Origin of the sequence: Rhodococcus sp. GXMU-t2271 (assembly GCF_041414735.1) — a bacterium.
GTDB lineage: Bacteria > Actinomycetota > Actinomycetes > Mycobacteriales > Mycobacteriaceae > Rhodococcus > Rhodococcus indonesiensis.
Window position 1 is genome coordinate 40,259 of the sequence record NZ_JAUIZP010000035.1, and the last position, 15,722, is coordinate 55,980.

Here is a 15,722-nt window from a genome sequence, read left to right on the forward strand (position 1 = left end):
ATCGAAACGATCTACAGAACGGCTTCCCGCAACGAGGTCGCGGGATCGGCGAGTGCGGTGGGGTCGAGCTTGGTGCGGTTGCCGATGAAGCGTTTGCCGGCCATGAATTCGGCTGCGGCGTTCACGGTCTCGACGGCAACCGGAACACCGTCGCTGTCGAGGTGGAACAGGGCGAAGGCGGACTCGGACGGATTCCCGCGCAGGACCGCACGGGTGGCGGGATCGACCATCCCGGCCATCTTCATTTTCAGGTCGAACTGATCCGACCAGAACCACGGCACCTCGTGGGGTGGCAGTGGTGCGCCCGTGATGACGGCTGCCGCCTGCTTCGCCTGTTCTACCGCGCTGGGAATGCTCTCCAGTCGCACCATCTTGCCCAGTGTGTCGTGCAGGCGGTAGGTCACGTCCCCGATGGCGAGGACATGTGGATCGCTGGTGCGCGCCGACCCGTCCACCACGATCCCCGTCAGGCAGTCGATGCCCGCTTGCCGGGCCAGTGCGTCGTTGGGGATCGCGCCGACGCCCACCAGCACCAGGTCACAGGCGATATCGGTGCCGTCGGCAAGGGTGACTCCACCGACGCGACCGGCTGTCCCGGTGATCTCCCGGACCTCGGCCCCCGTCAGGATGTGAGTGCCGCGGTCGCGGTGGAACTCGGTGAGGGCGGCCGAGAGTTCCGGGCTGGCCACCCGTGCCAGTACCCGATCCTCACGCTCGACGACCGTGACCTCGCACCCGCGGGCGCGGGCCGACGCTGCGACCTCGAGTCCGACGTACCCACCGCCGACGATCGTCAGTGAGGACCCGGTGTGGACCGCCTCGCGTAGTTGGGTGGCGTCGCCGAGGGTGCGCAGGCTCAGGACACCGTCGAGGTCGCTTCCGGGGAGCGTCAGGGTCCGCGGTGCGGCGCCGGTGGCGAGGACGAGGGTCGTGTACTCGAGAGTCGCACCGGATGCTGTCGTCGCGGTCCGGGCGTCCCGGTCGATGTGTACGACCGGATCACCCAGCCGGGTTTCGATGGCGTTGTCGGCGTAGAAGGATTCCGGCTTGAGCCATTGCACGAACTCGTCGTCGGCGTACTTCTTCGACAGCGGCGGACGGTGATACGGCGGATGCGTTTCCTCCCCGCACAGGACGATGCGGCCGTCGAACTTCTGTTGCCGCAGCATGCCGGCGAGTGTGCCGCCGGCATGCCCGGCCCCGACGATCACCACGGTGGGTGACGGGTGTGGCGTGATCATCGTGTTACCCGGTGAATTCGATCTTGACGGGCATGTTCTTGAGGCCACCGACGAAGTTGGTCTGGATCATCTTGGTGTCGTCCACCAGCTCGACCGACTCGATGTGGGGGAGCAGTTCCTCGAACATGATGCGCAGTTCCAGCTTTGCCAAGTGCTGGCCGATGCACATGTGCGGGCCGTAGCCGAAGGCGATGTGCTTGTTGGGCCGGCGGGTGATGTCGAAGCGATCGGGGTCGGGGATGACCTCGGCGTCGCGGTTGCCCGACTGGTACAGCAGCATGAAGCGATCGCCCTTCTTGATGTCGCGGCCGCGCAGCGTGTAGTCCTGCGTCGCCTGACGCATGAAGTGCTTCACCGGCGAGGCCCAGCGCAGCGACTCGTTCACGAGGTGCGGAGCGAGTGCCAGGTCGGCCTTCACCTTGGCGAGCTGGTCCGGGTTGCGGCCGAGTTCGAGCACGCCGCCCGCGAGGGTGCTCGAGGTGGTGTCGTGGCCCGCGGTCGCGATGGCGATGAACCAACCGTAGGCCATCTCGTTCGGGTAGTACTCACCGTCCTTGTCGCGGGCGAGGGAGATGATCGTCGCGAGGTCGTCCTTGGGGTTGGCGCGGCGATCCTGGAGCAACTGTTCGAAGTAGGCGTAGAAGTCCTGGATCGTGGCCACCCACTGCTTGGCGGCGGCATCCGGAGTCAGCGGTTCGACATCCTCACGGACGGCGTCGGGGTCGGCCGTCCCGAAGAACTCCTGGGTCAGGGCCATCATGCGGGGCTCGTCCTCCTCGGGCACCCCGAACAGGCTCATGATGACGTGCAGCGGGTAGTGCAGGGCGAAGTCCTTGACGAAGTCGATCCGGCCGTCCGTCTCGAGGAGCCGGGTGACGGACGCCTTGGCAAGGTCACGGATGACGGTTTCCCACTTCGCGAGGTTGGTCGGCCGGAACCAGTCGATCGCGATGTCCTTGATCTCGGTGTGCTCCGGCGGATCGAGGTAGGTGAGGGTCTCGAGGATGCGGAGACTGCCGTTGTTGATGCTCTTGGTGAACTCGTCGCCGGCCTGGTTCGCCAGGATCGGGTTGACGGACCCCTTGTCGTCGCCGCCTGCGCTGGTGAAGATGTCGGGCTGGCGCTCGATTTCCATGATGTCGGCGTGCTTGCTCACCAGCCACAGCGGGTCGTATCCCTCGACCACGGCGCGGCCGAGCGGGTTGTTCTCACGCAGCCAGCGGTAGGCCTCGAACAACGCGTCGTTGTCCCGGTGCCCTTCGGGCAGCACGATCTGCCGGGCGACGGTGTCCGGGATCAGCTCCGTGACCTGCTCTGTAGTGCTCATCGATTTCCCCTTCGTGGTGCAGTGAGAGGTGGCGCCGTACGTCGTGGCGCTCACGCCGACTGGAGTGAGTTCAGCCTGTCAGCCGCAAGAGTGAGGGGCATCACACCATCGAACGAAACTTCTCCACCTAACGGGGGATGTGTGCCCGGTCACTCTGCTGTCCGGGGGGTGGTCCTGCTGCAACTTTCACCCTCTGTGAGGGGTGTTATCGGTCGATGTGGTGATGCGGGTGGCCAGTGACCGGCGACACAATTTCGGTCATGGAGAACGCGGCCGCACCTTCCTGGGGGCGACGTCCCGCACCCGAGACGGCCGTGCAGATGTTCACCGATCAACCTGAAGGAGATCGCCATGCCTACTGTCGTGTACCAGCTTCCGGACGGCTCGACGTCATCTGTCGACGTCCCTGCCGGCCAGAGCGTGATGGACGGATCGGTACGCAACAACCTTCCCGGCATCGTCGCCGAATGCGGGGGCAGCTGCTCGTGCGCGACCTGCCATGTGTACGTGGACGAGGACTCCGCTGCGGTGTTCGGGGAGCCGACGGCAGAGGAGCAGGACCTTCTCGAGTTTCTCGACGGCGTCCAACCGTGCTCTCGCCTCGCCTGCCAGCTGGTGTTGACCCCCGACGTGGAGACCGTCACAGTGACCGTTCCGGCTTCGGACGCCTGACGACGCGGCTCGGTGGGCCTGCCTTGTCGGGCCCGCCAGGCCGGGTCGGGTCACGGTGTCGGTGCCGGGGCGTCACCGGGGGGTGGACTGATATTTCGCGATCAGTTCGGCGCGGTTGGTAGCGCCCAGTTTTCGGAGGATGCGTTTCACATGCGACTTGACCGTGTCGACGGTGATGACCAGTTCGGTGGCGATCGCGGCGTTCGACGCACCGGTGAGAATCAGCCGAACGACGTCCGCTTCGCGCTCGGTGAGCGGATCGAGCACGCGTCGGTCCGCGGTGTCGTGTTCCGTGGAGGGCGGCGCGTTGTCGGCCGCGCCGCGTGGGGGCAGCGCGTCGAAGTCGATGGTGCTGCTCCACCGTCGGGCGCTGTCGCGGAGAAGAAGGTCCTGGCGTTCGCGACGCGATTCGAGGCCGACCCGCTCGAAGCAACCGCCGAGCATTCGGGCGAACACGCTCAGCGCGTGGCGTCGTGGGCCGTCCAACATTGCAGCGACGTGCACGAGCGCAGTCGTGTTCCCGTCGACGACGATGGGAACGATAGAGAAACCATTGTTGCCCATGGCTTCCCGAATCGACTCGGGAACCACGTCGTTCACCGTGACCGTGTTCGTCGCGAGCGCATGCGCTTCGGGAGAGCCCGACACGAGGTCGAACCCCGGGGGCAGCGACGGCGACGTGTCGGGGTCGGTGCTGAAGGAGATCACGGGAACGATTCGATCTCCCTCGAGCCGAGACAGGAGGACCTTCCGCGCAGAGCAGAGTTCGGCGACACGCTCGCACGCGCGTCGCATGAGTTCCTCACTCGAGGCGGCATCGTCCAGGGCGTGGACGGCACGATCGATGGCTGACGCAAGTGCGCCGATCTCGGCGGTCCGTTTCTCCGCGAGGGTCTTTCTGCGATCGAGAAGATCGACGAGGCGCCGGCCGAGTTCGGCTGCGCGCTCGGGGGTGGCGGTGCGCATGTCGGTGAGGATGTCCGCGATGGCGCGATCGAACGCGGCGTCCCCGGTGTTCATGTCCGGATGTGTATGCGCTTCGGGTACGTCAGGCGCCACCGGTCACCGTCTTGGCGTTGGCGTACAGCGCTGCCACCTCGGCGCGCGTCGATACCCCGAGCTTCTTGAAGATCCGCTGGACATGACTCTTGACGGTGCCGTCGGAAATGCAGAGCCGCCGGGAGATTGCCGCATTGGTCGCCCCGGTGGCCATGAGGGTGAGCACTTCGCGCTCACGGGTGGTCAGCGACTGCGCGCGCGGAACGCCCGGGTCCTGCGGCCCCCTCTCCAGGGCCGCTACGTCGGAGCGGGACAGGTCACGGGTCCCGAGTTCCGGCATCGTGACGGGTGCCTGTTCGAGGTGCCGCAGGGCCCGGGTGAGACGTTGGATCTCGGCCTCGACGTGCTCGTTGCGCGTATGGATCTGCTGCCGCAGGTCGGCGCGTTCCTTCGACGAGGCGCACGCGGCGGCGAGCGCGCCGACGATGTGGACGTCGGTGTCGGACAGTCCGTCGCTCTGCCGGTCGACGTGGATCATCGCCACTGCGCGGGAGCCGACGACGACGGGAACGGCGATGTACCCCGCCGGGCGCGACAGGTCGATCAGGGGGCGGTACGTGTGCCGATAGGTGTCGGCCGCATCCACTGCGTACGGTCGGCGGCGCCGAACCAGTTCGGCTTCCCGCGGGGCTTCCCGCAGGGAGATTTCCCGGCCGTCGATGGCCTCGAGAAGTGGGTGGAAATCCCCTGTCAGCTCCGGATGCACGGCGAGCGCGATGGGTGACCAGATGGAACCGCGGACGACGGAGAACATCGCCTTGGCGTATCCGAGGTTCGTGCACAGTTCCTGTGTCACGGTCCGTGCGATCTGGTCGGCTCCGGCGTCGATGGTGCGCACCGCGTGTTGGAGCGCCTCGAACTGCTCGGTGTGTACGCGCAGGCGACGCGAGATGGCGTCATGTTCGGCGGCGTCGAGTCGCATTACGAGTTCGGCGAGCCGCACCGCCTGCTCGGGGGAGTCGGCGCCCTCCCGGAGTGTGCGGGCTGCGAATGCGCGGATCGCTGTCGGGTCGGGTTCGCCACTGGCCAGGCGAATCAGGTTCGGCTCGCTTCCGAGTAGTTCCTGCAGTTCTGCAAGTGCCTGCTCGGCAAGCTCGAACGAACTCGTCGAAATGACCACTCACTACTCCTTGCGCCGCGGCGGCCACACGGACGGCGGCGGCGTCGCGCCTCCCTGTGACACATCCCACAGTATAGAGAGGTGCATCGCCAGGACGTCCGGCCGCCGTCTGTGGCTTACCTCCAATGTATATGGTCAGTCCAATCTCGTCACCCCCTTGGTGGAAATCGCCGCGCTCGGCTCTTGTCTCGACTCGGATGCGACGCTAGGGTCGAATGGTAAGACCAATTTGGAAGGATGGGTGGTATGGCTCACCCCGTGCGATACGACGTCGACGAGCACGTCGCGGTCCTCACTCTCGACCGCCCGGAAACCCGCAACGCTTTGTCCGACGACCTGTTGGACGAACTCCTGGCCGCGCTCGAGCGCGCGCGGGACGACAGCGACGTGCGGGTGGTCGTGCTGGCCTCGTCGCACGAGAAGATCTTCTCGGCGGGTGGCGACCTGAAGGCGTTCGCGAGCGACACCCCGACGATCGTCAAGTATGCGGGTCTGGACCGCTTCCCGCGGCTGTACCGCCTCATCGGTGGTCTCGGCAAGCCGGTGATCTGTGCGGCCGGTGGCGACGTGCTCGCGGGCGCGTTCGGGCTCGCGCTCGCCTGCGACTTCGTACTGGCGAAGGAGTCGGCGCACTTCGGGTGTCCGGAGATCAACGTCGGTGTCTTCCCGTTCATGATCTCCGCGCTCATCTACCGGAACGTCGGCCGGCTCAAGGCCAATGAGCTGATGATGTATGGGGAGAAGCTCACCGCCGCAGAGGCTCGCGAACTGGGACTGGTGAATCGCGTGTTTCCGGACGGCGACTTCGATGCGGAGGTGTGTGCGTGGGCGCGCCGACTGGCCGGAAAGTCACCGCTGCTGATGCGCCTGGGCAAGGATGCCATCGACAACACTCGTGACATGTCGCTGCCGGACGCACTTGCGACGCTGCAGTCTCAACTAGCCCTGGCATTCACCACGGAGGATCTCGTCGAAGGTGTCACGGCTTTCCGTGAAAAACGTTCGCCGGTGTGGAAAATGCGATGAGGATTCCACGGCTGGCTCCTGGGGCTCCGTCGTCGACGGGGACCGGCTGCATGTTCGGTGACGGGATCGAGGGATGGGCCACCGGATGGCCGAGCGGGGATGTGCTCGCTGGAGGAGGCTCGGCGGCCGGGGCTGTCGGGTGGTAGCGGCATCGCGGTCGATGCCGGGCTCCGGAAATCTCCTGCTGCGGACGGCATGCGACATCGTTTGAGCAGTGCGTCACCGATGACGAACATCTCTGGGCCCCTTCGTTTACCGATCGGCCGGCGGGTGCGACGAGCGCTCGCGAATGTCGTCGAAGATGCTTGCTACTTCGGTCTAACCATTCTAATCTTTACGTAAACGTGTGGCAGAGCAAGAAGGACGGAATCCTCCCATGACGCGCGAACGAAGCCTCGGCCGATACACCCCCCAGCAGATAGAGGAGTTCTATGCCAGTGGCCAATGGGCCGACGAGAACTTCACCGAGCTTCTGCGGACACGTGCCGAGAGCAGTCCCGACAAGATCTTCGTCACCGACGGCGCGCAGGAGCTGACCTTCTCGCAGCTCTACGACAAGTCGCAGCGACTGGCGCTCGGCCTCCACCGAACAGGGCTCCGGGCCGGCGACCGTGTCGCCGTTCAACTGCCCAATTGGGGGGAGTTCGTCGTCGTTGCAGCTGCGCTCGCGCGGCTGGGCGTGGTGACGGTGCCGATCATGCCGATCTACCGGACGGATGAGGTGTCCCACGTTGTCGCCGACGCCTCGATCCGGATGGCAATCGCCCCGGCACAGTTCAAGGGCTTCGACTATGTGGCGATGTTCGACGGTATCCGGCGATCGTCGCAGACGCTGGAGACGATCATCGCGGTGCGCGCTTCGGCCGAGCACCGTCGGACACTGGCCGAGCGGGGCATCGAGGTGCTCGAGAACCTGGTCGTGGACGCCGAACCTGAGGCCATCGACACGGAACTCGACTTTCGTGCCCATCCCGACGATCCGTTCGTCATCGTGTACACCTCCGGAACCACCTCACGTCCCAAGGGCTGCCTGCACACCTTCAACACCTACGCGTCGGGCGCGCGTGCACTGAAGACGGCCTTCGGGCACACCGAGGCGGATGTCCAATTCGGGCCGTCCCCGATCACCCACACCACAGGGCTCGTCACCAGTGTGCTCATCCCTCTGCTCAGCGGTGCGGCGACCCACATCATGGCGGAGTGGGACCCCGGGCGCGGGTTGGCCGAGATCAAGAAGTTCGGATGTACGGCCGCGGTCACGGCCACCACGTTCCTGCAGACCTTGTTGGCTGCGGCCGACGCGGATCCGGACGCCGATCTCTCCTCCCTCCGGGTGTGGGTGTGCGCCGGCTCCCCGATTCCAGCGGCCGTGGTCGAGAAGGCGAAGTCCGACCTGCCCACCACCGCCATCCTGTCGCTGTACGGGAGGAGTGAGAATCTCACCACGACGACCTGCACCATCGAGGACGATCCGAGCCGGGCTGTCACCTCCGACGGTGCCGCGCTGCCGGGTGCAGAGGTCAAGGTTGTGGGCGAGGACGGCCTCGAGGTGGCCCGGGGGAGTGAGGGTGACATCGCCTATCGCGGGCCCTCGCATATGATCGAGTATCTGAACCGGCCCGAGGACACCGCGGAACTGTTTACCCCCGAGGGATTCTCGAGGTCCGGCGATCTCGGAGTCATGGATGCCGACGGATTCGTCCGGGTTACCGGCAGAACCAAAGACATCGTGATCCGCGGCGGCATGAACATCAGTGTGCGTGAGGTCGAGGACAAGTTGGCCGATCATCCCGGCATCCTCGCTCTGGCTGTGGTGGGGATGCCCGACGAGCGACTCGGGGAGAAGGTGTGCTGCTACGTGGTGCCCAAGGAGGAGCAGAATGCTCCTACTCTGGACCATCTCCGCAACTATCTGCTGGAGCGGGGAGTTGCGATCCAGAAGACACCTGAACGCGTCGAGGTGGTCCCCGAGTTGCCCATGACCGCAACCGGGAAGATTCAGAAACACCTCCTCCGCAAGCGCATCGCGGCAGAGTTGGCTGCCGGCTCTCCGGAACGGGCACGCGCCGACCTGGGATGATCCGGTCTCGTCCACGTGTCGAGGTGCCGTTCGGGTGAGCCGAGGCGGAGATGTCGTCGAAATCCGCACTCGGTGACGAGAGTGCATCTTGAAAGCCCGGGCAGTCGGTGCCCGGTGCACGTGAAGCGTGAGAAGCAGGTGAACTCCTGGTAGGCCGAAGAGTGCGTACGTCACGACCCGACCGGGAGTTCACCTGCGCTCATCGCGTCGTGCCCGTCCTGCCTGATCCCGCCGCGGCGCCCGGGTGCGGTGTACCCGCCGTCACCGTTACCCGGTGGCGTTGCGCGCCGCCGATGCCCCGCCGGGCATGGGCGAACGGGACCGAGACGCGCTGTCTTCGTTCGGTACTCGCTATAATCGCTACGTGGTGCGGGTGTGATCGCGTGGCGGTGGCTGCAGGTGGAATTGCCCGCCGGCGACGACGGTGTACGCGATCGTCGCTTGCTGCGTGCGGGCCGGGGCGGGGCTGCGGATCCACGACGTCCTGGAAGGGTGGATCCGGGCCACCGACGGCCGTGCGCCCCCTCTGACGGCGACGATCCGCGACTCACAGTCGGTGCCGGGCGCGGACACCGTGCCCGGTGACAGCCGCGCCTACGACACCGGGACCGGACCGACCGCCGTACACGACACCTCACCCTGGCACGAACAGGCTGCTGTCGGCGGTGATGTCCACTCCTGCAGGATCCGGGACCGGGACGGCGCACACCGAGGATGGGGCACGCTGCGGGACCGGTTCTCGGGCATCGAGTCTCGGGTGCGCCGACGGCGGCCGTGCGGGACGGCTCGTGCGACGGGCGATAAGCGGGCACACACCGCCACTGCGTTCCCGACCACGAGACCCACCCCGGCCGTCACGACGCGGCAGGGCACGTCGCCGCGCTCATCCCGCTCTCGCGTCGACTCGTCCGTACCCGCCTTCTGAGAATGTTCGGCATCCCGGGAGGACAGGGGGTTGATTCGTGCTCGCCGAGTGATCGCCGAATACGCGGCCTCGGAATCCGGGTCAGCGAGCTGTCAGACTTCGGCGACGACAACCGTCGCCGAACCGGTGACGACCGGCCCCTTCGCTCCGGAGACGACCAGGTCGAGCTCGGCCCGCGCCTCCCCGTCGATCTCGGTGATCGCTGTGATCGTCCCACCGACGGTCAGGGTGTCGCCCAGAAAGACCGGGGCGACGAATCGAACGCCGAAGGAACGCACGTGCTCGACACCGAATGTGTCGGAGAGCCAGCCGGCCAGTATCCCGGCCTGCATCTGGCCCATCGCGATGACGCCCGGAAACCCCGACGTCGCAACGAACTCCGGATCGTGGTGCAAAGGATTGAAGTCGCCTCCGGCGCCGGCGAATCGCACGATGTCCGTCTGAGTGATCGGGCCGACCACGCGCATGTCGGTGACCGTGCCGATGGGGGCCTTCACGGGTGCTCTCATCGTTGTTCTCCTCGCTCGATCAGCACTTCCTCCAGTCGCACCACCGGATCACCGTCGGCATCGACGTACTCGGTCTCCAGCGTCACGACGCGCATCGATCCGCCGCGCTTACCCTCGCGCTGCACGTCGTCGACGATGCGCCGGGTGCCGACGACATGGTCGCCGGCACTCAGTGGTCGCAGATATGTCCATTTCACCGAGCCGACAACCACTCGCTCGAGCGCCAGGCCGAGCATCTCGACAAACTTGCGCTGCTCGCGCTGATGCCCGGCGACGACCGTGTGGGTGAGGGTCGCGGGCACCTCGGTGAATCCGGCTGCCTGGGCGGCATTCCGGTCCGTGTGGACGGGATCGGTGGTGAATGTCGCGCGGGCGAACTCGCGGATCTTGCCGCGCTCGACGTCGTACTCGGCTCGGTCCACCTCGCCGGAGTGGAGCGGTTCTGTCATCAGGGCCCTCCTCTTTTGGCCTGACCTATAGTATCATTTGGCCTAAATACGTGAGGAGGGGTTCTATGGAGCTCGCTGATTCCCCGGACGAAGCCCGGTTCCGCGCAGAAGTCCGAGAATGGGCCGAAAAGGCAGTCGCGACACTGCCCTGGCCGGAACCGGTGGATCTGGTCGACAAGGTCCCGTTCTGGCGGCAATGGCAGCGGTTGCTCTTCGATGCCGGCTACGGAGGAATGTCGTGGCCGAAGGAGTACGGCGGCCAGGCCGCCGACCCCATCCGCAAAGCGATCTTCACCGAGGAAATGGATCGCGTGGGTGCGCCGGAGCGACTCAACACGATCGGTGAGGACTTCGCCGGACCCACCATCATCGACTTCGGCACCCCAGCTCAGAAGGAACGGTTCCTCCGCCCGATCCTCACCGGTGAAGAAATCTGGTGCCAGTTGTTCTCCGAACCGGAGGCCGGGTCCGACCTCGCGTCACTGCGCACCAAGGCCACGAAGGTCGACGGCGGATGGAAGATCAACGGGCAGAAGATCTGGACCAGCCGAGCGCACATCGCAGCTCATGCCATCCTGCTCGCGCGCACGGGTGGGGGACCACGCCACAAGGGCATCACCTTCTTCCTGGTTCCCATGGACAGCGAGGGAATCACGGTTCGCCCGCTCGCCCACATGCTCGGTGAGGCCGAATTCAACGAGGTCTTCCTCGACGACGTGTTCCTCCCCGACGACCTCGTCGTCGGCGACGTCGACGGCGGGTGGAAGGTGGCCATGGGCACGCTCGCCTACGAGCGAGTGGCGATCGCCACCGGCCGGGTCAACACCAAACGCGCCGTCGACGACATCGTCGATGACATCGCAGAGATGACCGACGAGTCGGGCCGCCCGCTCGGCGCGGATCCGGTGATCCGGCAGAAAGTCGCGGACCTCTACGGACGCGCGCTCGTGCACTATCTCATCGGCCAGCGCGTGATCACTGCGGCGGCGAACGACGGCCCACCCGGCCCGGTGACATCGATCGGCAAGTTGTTCTTCTGCCCGCTCGTCGAAGAACTGGCGGATTTCCGGCTGTCCCTCGAGCCCGCCGGCGGCCAGTTCGCACTGGAGGACGAGCAGCAGCGAACGTCACGCTGGCTTCGGCTGGCGTATCAGGCGCGCGGCACCGCCATTGCGGGTGGTTCGACCTTCATCCAGCGCAACATCGTCGCCGAGCGCATGCTCGAGATGCCGAGGAGCTGACCATGTCCGACTACATGTGGGTCCCCACCGCCGACTACGTCGACAACGCCAACGTCACCCGGCTCGCCCGCGCCCACGGCCTCGGCGGCCTGGACGAGTTGCGTGCCCGTTCCGTCGCCGACGTGCGGTGGTACTGGGATGCGGTGGTCCGTGATCTGGAATTGCCGTTCCAGGTGCCGTATCGCGACGTGCTCGACACCGCACGCGGCATCGAGCACCCCGACTGGTTCGTCGGCGGAAGGACGAACGTCGTCGACGCCTGCCTGCAGCGCTGGATCACCGATCCGGTGGCGGCCGACCGGCTCGCCGTCGTGCACGAGGCTGAAGACGGAACTGTCCGCACCTTGACGTATCGCGAACTGGGGGCGGAGGTGGAGCGTGCGGCCGCCGGACTGCGGGAGCTGGGGGTGAGTCGAGGCGACGCCGTCGCCTTGTTCCTGCCCATGGTTCCCGAGGCGGTCGTGTCGGTGTACGCGGTCGCCCGGCTCGGTGCGGTTCTGGTGCCGCTGTTCTCGGGGTTTGCTCCCAGTGCGATCGCGTCCCGTATTCAGGATGCGGATGCGAAAGTGGTGGTCGTCGCGGACGGCACCGTCCGCCGGGGCAAGTCGGTCGCGATGAAGCCGGCCCTCGCCGAGGCCCTGAAGACCTGCCCCACGGTGGAGTCGGTGGTCGTGGTCGACAACCTCGGTGCCGGAACGGTGTCGGGTGAGCACGAGATTTCGTGGGCCGGGTTGCTCGCGAGCGGTGGCGTGGTCCCAATCGAGGCGATGGACGCTTCCGAGCCGTTCGCGTTGGCTTATACGTCCGGCACGACAGGTAAGCCCAAGGGGGCGGTCCACACTCACGCCGGGTTCCTGGTGAAGACGGCGAGCGAAGTGGCGTACTCGTTCGATCTGAAGCCGGGCGGGGTGTTCTGCTGGATCACCGACATGGGCTGGATCATGGGTCCGTTGTCGATCGTCGGCACGCATGCCAACGGTGGGACGTTGCTGCTGTACGAGGGTTCACCGGACGTACCGGACCGGGACCGGCTGTGGCAGCTGACCGAACGGCATCGGGTGACGATGCTCGGTGTTTCTCCGACCCTCATCCGGACGCTGCGCGGGCAGGGAAGCGAGATCGCCGCGCGGTACGACCTGTCCTCGGTGCACACGATCGGGTCGACGGGCGAGCCGTGGAACCCGGACTCGTACGAGTGGCTCGCACGGGAGGTGTTCGGTGGCCGTGTCCCGATCATCAACTTCTCCGGCGGTACCGAGGTCGGGGGATCGTTTCTCGCGCCGTATCCGGTGGAGCCGATCCGCAGTTGCTCGTTGGGCGGTCCGTCGCTGGGGATGGATGTGGACGTCGTCGACGACGCCGGGCGTCCGTTGCGCGGTGAACAGGGTGAGCTCGTGTGCCGGCAGCCGTGGCCGTCGATGACCCGCGGGGTGTGGAAGGACGAGGAGCGCTACCTCGAAGCGTACTGGTCGACCTTCCCCGGTATGTGGCGGCACGGGGACTATGCGCTTGTCGACAGTGACGGGCAGTGGTACATCCGGGGTCGGTCCGACGACGTCATGAACGTGGCCGGCAAGCGCCTGGCCCCGGCGGAGGTCGAGGCGGTCCTGACCGCGCACCCGGCCGTGTCGGAGGCCGCCGCGGTCGGTGTCCCGGACCCGAAGAAGGGGGAAACGGTCTGGGCGTTCTGGGTGCCCCGCGCGGACGCGGACGGGGCGGACATTTCGGGTGAGCTGGCGGCCAGTGTGGCCGCGGAGCTGGGTAAGCCGTTCGCGCCCAGCGTGGTTCACCGGGTGTCGCGTCTGCCGAAGACGCGGTCGGCGAAGATCCTGCGCCGCGCGGTGCGGGCGGCGGCGTTGGGCACCGATCCGGGTGACCTGTCCGGTGCCGAGAACCCGGAGGCGGTGGAGGAGATCCGCGCCGTGGTGACCGGTACCGAGGTGGGTGCCCTACGGGCGTAGGCAAATGCGATGGCCGCCCATGCCGAAGCGGTATGGGCGGCCATCGTTTTCGTTCGGGAAGAGGGACTCTCTCAGTCCTGGACCGAGGCGTGGCTCAGGGCTCCTGGTCCAGTGGAATGTCGGTGCGTTCTTCGAACTCCCGGATCGACTCGGCGTACGAGTGGACGTGCCGGCTCATGCGACGGACCGCGGCGTCGGGGTCGCGGTCTCGGATCGCTTTGGTGACCGAGCGATGGGCCTTGACGGTGATCTCGCGGACCTTCTCGTCGATGAAGCCCTCGTTCTCGGTGGCGGCGTAGATGGCGCGGGACAGCGAGATCATCAGCCCCGACAGCAGTTCGTTGTGGCTCGCGCTGGCGACGGCGATGTGCCAGTCGACGTTGGCCTGGAGGAACGCGTCGAGCTTGTCGCCGGCGGCCGCGATGTCCTTGTTCGCGGCGTCGAGGCGGGCGAGGTCTTCGTCGGTTCGATGGCGGGCAGCCAGTTGTGCGCAGAACGGTTCGATTGCCTCGCGCGTTTCGAGTAGCGCGCCCAGTCGGATCTGGCGTCCTCGAATGAGCAGCGCCACGGTGTCGGCCATCGACTTCTCGCCGGGCCGCTGGACGAAGGCACCCCCGGCGCGTCCCGCCTTGATGCGTACCAGGCCTTGTACCTCGAGGATGCGCAGGGCTTCGCGGACCGTGGTGCGGCTCATCTTCGTCTGGACGACGAGTTCGCGTTCCGGGGGTAGCGGGGTCCCTTCGGTGTATTCCCCGCTGAGGATGCGTTCGCGCAGCTCGTTGGCGAGGACATCCGAGGCCTTGGGAACCTCCATCGGAGTCAGCTGGATGGAGGAACGTCCGTTCCGGGTGGTGCTCGGTGCGGCTGGTGACATGACTCCCCGCCTCTCTGGTCTAACGGTCAGACCTAATATACCATCGAATTCTCGCTGCATTCATCCTGCAGGGTATTCCCCGACTCATCGAGAGGACCAGTTCCATGCGTTGGGAGCTGTCAGAAGAGCAAGAAATGTTCACCGAAGCCCTCGGGGGCTGGCTCGAGCGGTATGCGGCACCCGCGAACGTCCGCAAGTGGGACGAATCGGGTGACCCCGCAGAATTCGAGCGCAGGTTCGTGGAGGAAGGGTGGTTCTCGGCCGGCCTGCCAGAGGAGATGGGCGGCCAGGGCGGCGGTCTGCTCGAACTCGCGCTGACCGCCGAGGCTCTGGGGCGGCACGCCGCGCCGGCGAGCGCATGGACCGCGTCGGTGCTTGCGGCCCCCCTGCTGCCCCCTGATGTCGTCGACGAGCTGCTCGGAAACGGTGAATTCGCGGCCCTGGCAGTCGATTCCGGACGTCCCCTCGGACTCCGCGACGCCGTGCGCGCCGACGAGCGAGGGGCGCTGACCGGTCGCGTGTCCGCCGTGCTCGGCGCCGAACGGGCCGCCCGCCTCGTCGTGCCCGCCGACGACGGCGACGGAACAGCCCTCTACCTCGTTCGGGTCGCAGACCCGGGCGTCACGGTCACGTCGCGACGTTTCCTCGATCCGTCCCGGGGCGCGGCCGACGTCCGGTTCGACAACGTCGTCGCGCAGCGCCTCGACGTCGACGCGCCGGCCGCGCTGGCCGACGCGGGGTTGCGCGCGGCCGTGCTCGTCTCGGCGGACGCGCTCGGCGCGATGGAGCGGATGCTCCGGTTGGCGGTGGACTACAGCCGCACGCGCCAGCAGTTCGGTGTGCCGATCGGTTCGTTCCAGGCGGTCAAGCACGCCGCCGCCACGATTCTCGTGTCCGTGGAGGCTGCTCGGTCGATCGCCTACTATGCCGCGGCCTCGGTGGATCTCGGTCTCGAGGAGGGTGCGATGCATGCTGCGATCGCGAAGGCGCAGGTGACCCGTAGTGCGGTCCAGGCCGCGGACAGTGCGCTCGTGATGCACGGTGCCATCGGCTACACGTGGGAGCACGACCTGCAGCTGTTCTACAAGCGCGCCAAGCTCGACGAGAAGCTGTTCGGGAGCCCGGAGGTGTGGAACGAGCGTCTCGCTCGGGAGCTGCCTCTGCTGCCGGCGGCCGGGTGACCCACCGTTGACTAAATGGTCTGTCCTTTAGTAACTTAATGCCAAACGGTAGCGACG

At 66.6% G+C, this 15,722-nt stretch carries 13 protein-coding genes; 6 read left to right on the forward strand and 7 right to left on the reverse strand.

Features of this window, described 5'->3' with window-relative positions:
• Nucleotides 1-11: 11 nt before the first annotated feature.
• Both QYS60_RS13605 and QYS60_RS13610 read right to left on the reverse strand, forming a co-directional pair.
• Nucleotides 12-1,241: an NAD(P)/FAD-dependent oxidoreductase gene (locus QYS60_RS13605; protein ID WP_289378097.1), complete on the reverse strand. Its 1,230-nt coding sequence runs from the start codon at nt 1,239-1,241 to the stop codon at nt 12-14.
• Between the two features lie 4 nt (nt 1,242-1,245).
• Entirely contained in the window at nt 1,246-2,568 is a 1,323-nt protein-coding gene (locus QYS60_RS13610; protein ID WP_289378098.1) for a cytochrome P450, read from the reverse strand.
• Nucleotides 2,569-2,919: 351 nt separating this feature from the next.
• Here QYS60_RS13610 and QYS60_RS13615 point away from each other — a divergent pair, with 351 nt between their 5' ends.
• On the forward strand, nt 2,920-3,240 hold the full coding sequence (locus tag QYS60_RS13615; protein ID WP_102031075.1) for a 2Fe-2S iron-sulfur cluster-binding protein: 321 nt from the start codon (nt 2,920-2,922) through the stop codon (nt 3,238-3,240).
• Between the two features lie 72 nt (nt 3,241-3,312).
• Here the strand turns inward: QYS60_RS13615 and QYS60_RS13620 are convergent, their stop codons facing one another.
• Both QYS60_RS13620 and QYS60_RS13625 read right to left on the reverse strand, forming a co-directional pair.
• Nucleotides 3,313-4,260 carry a helix-turn-helix transcriptional regulator gene (locus QYS60_RS13620; RefSeq protein ID WP_102031074.1) on the reverse strand — a complete coding sequence of 316 codons (948 nt, stop codon included), beginning with the start codon at nt 4,258-4,260 and terminating at the stop codon, nt 3,313-3,315.
• A 28-nt stretch (nt 4,261-4,288) separates the two neighbouring features.
• Nucleotides 4,289-5,419 (reverse strand): LuxR C-terminal-related transcriptional regulator, encoded by a 1,131-nt coding sequence (locus QYS60_RS13625; protein ID WP_102031073.1) that lies wholly within the window; start codon nt 5,417-5,419, stop codon nt 4,289-4,291.
• A gap of 246 nt (nt 5,420-5,665) precedes the next feature.
• On the opposite strand from QYS60_RS13625, the gene QYS60_RS13630 reads away from it, so the two are divergent.
• Nucleotides 5,666-6,445, forward strand: coding sequence for an enoyl-CoA hydratase/isomerase family protein (locus QYS60_RS13630; protein ID WP_102031072.1), 780 nt, complete (start codon nt 5,666-5,668; stop codon nt 6,443-6,445).
• A 376-nt stretch (nt 6,446-6,821) separates the two neighbouring features.
• Nucleotides 6,822-8,525 carry an AMP-binding protein gene (locus tag QYS60_RS13635; RefSeq protein ID WP_210062596.1) on the forward strand — a complete coding sequence of 568 codons (1,704 nt, stop codon included), beginning with the start codon at nt 6,822-6,824 and terminating at the stop codon, nt 8,523-8,525.
• A gap of 1,017 nt (nt 8,526-9,542) precedes the next feature.
• Here QYS60_RS13635 and QYS60_RS13640 read toward each other — a convergent pair.
• Complete coding sequence (locus QYS60_RS13640; protein WP_102031069.1) at nt 9,543-9,959, reverse strand: MaoC family dehydratase; 417 nt, start codon at nt 9,957-9,959, stop codon at nt 9,543-9,545.
• Complete coding sequence (locus QYS60_RS13645; protein ID WP_102031068.1) at nt 9,956-10,408, reverse strand: MaoC family dehydratase N-terminal domain-containing protein; 453 nt, start codon at nt 10,406-10,408, stop codon at nt 9,956-9,958. Before QYS60_RS13645 ends, QYS60_RS13640 begins: the two co-directional genes overlap by 4 nt.
• Nucleotides 10,409-10,473: 65 nt before the next feature.
• Between QYS60_RS13645 and QYS60_RS13650 the strand changes: the two genes are divergently transcribed.
• The gene (locus QYS60_RS13650) at nt 10,474-11,649 is read left to right on the forward strand and encodes an acyl-CoA dehydrogenase family protein (RefSeq protein ID WP_119699409.1); all 1,176 of its coding nucleotides are present in this window, start codon (nt 10,474-10,476) and stop codon (nt 11,647-11,649) included.
• A 2-nt stretch (nt 11,650-11,651) separates the two neighbouring features.
• A complete protein-coding gene (locus tag QYS60_RS13655) occupies nt 11,652-13,610 on the forward strand; it encodes an AMP-binding protein (RefSeq protein WP_119699410.1) in 1,959 nt (652 codons plus the stop codon).
• Between the two features lie 94 nt (nt 13,611-13,704).
• Here QYS60_RS13655 and QYS60_RS13660 read toward each other — a convergent pair whose 3' ends face one another.
• On the reverse strand, nt 13,705-14,484 hold the full coding sequence (locus tag QYS60_RS13660; RefSeq protein ID WP_371383431.1) for a FadR/GntR family transcriptional regulator: 780 nt from the start codon (nt 14,482-14,484) through the stop codon (nt 13,705-13,707).
• A 104-nt stretch (nt 14,485-14,588) separates the two neighbouring features.
• Here QYS60_RS13660 and QYS60_RS13665 point away from each other — a divergent pair, with 104 nt between their 5' ends.
• Nucleotides 14,589-15,665 (forward strand): acyl-CoA dehydrogenase family protein, encoded by a 1,077-nt coding sequence (locus tag QYS60_RS13665; protein ID WP_119699412.1) that lies wholly within the window; start codon nt 14,589-14,591, stop codon nt 15,663-15,665.
• Nucleotides 15,666-15,722: the final 57 nt, after the last annotated feature.

Coding starts and splice junctions, on each gene's coding strand:
- QYS60_RS13605 (WP_289378097.1), bottom strand. CDS start 1,241: ATGATCACGCCACACCCGTCACCCACCGTGGTGATCGTCGGGGCCGGG.
- QYS60_RS13655 (WP_119699410.1), top strand. CDS start 11,652: ATGTCCGACTACATGTGGGTCCCCACCGCCGACTACGTCGACAACGCC.
- QYS60_RS13620 (WP_102031074.1), bottom strand. CDS start 4,260: ATGAACACCGGGGACGCCGCGTTCGATCGCGCCATCGCGGACATCCTC.
- QYS60_RS13665 (WP_119699412.1), top strand. CDS start 14,589: ATGCGTTGGGAGCTGTCAGAAGAGCAAGAAATGTTCACCGAAGCCCTC.
- QYS60_RS13610 (WP_289378098.1), bottom strand. CDS start 2,568: ATGAGCACTACAGAGCAGGTCACGGAGCTGATCCCGGACACCGTCGCC.
- QYS60_RS13645 (WP_102031068.1), bottom strand. CDS start 10,408: ATGACAGAACCGCTCCACTCCGGCGAGGTGGACCGAGCCGAGTACGAC.
- QYS60_RS13635 (WP_210062596.1), top strand. CDS start 6,822: ATGACGCGCGAACGAAGCCTCGGCCGATACACCCCCCAGCAGATAGAG.
- QYS60_RS13640 (WP_102031069.1), bottom strand. CDS start 9,959: ATGAGAGCACCCGTGAAGGCCCCCATCGGCACGGTCACCGACATGCGC.
- QYS60_RS13650 (WP_119699409.1), top strand. CDS start 10,474: ATGGAGCTCGCTGATTCCCCGGACGAAGCCCGGTTCCGCGCAGAAGTC.
- QYS60_RS13615 (WP_102031075.1), top strand. CDS start 2,920: ATGCCTACTGTCGTGTACCAGCTTCCGGACGGCTCGACGTCATCTGTC.
- QYS60_RS13660 (WP_371383431.1), bottom strand. CDS start 14,484: ATGTCACCAGCCGCACCGAGCACCACCCGGAACGGACGTTCCTCCATC.
- QYS60_RS13630 (WP_102031072.1), top strand. CDS start 5,666: ATGGCTCACCCCGTGCGATACGACGTCGACGAGCACGTCGCGGTCCTC.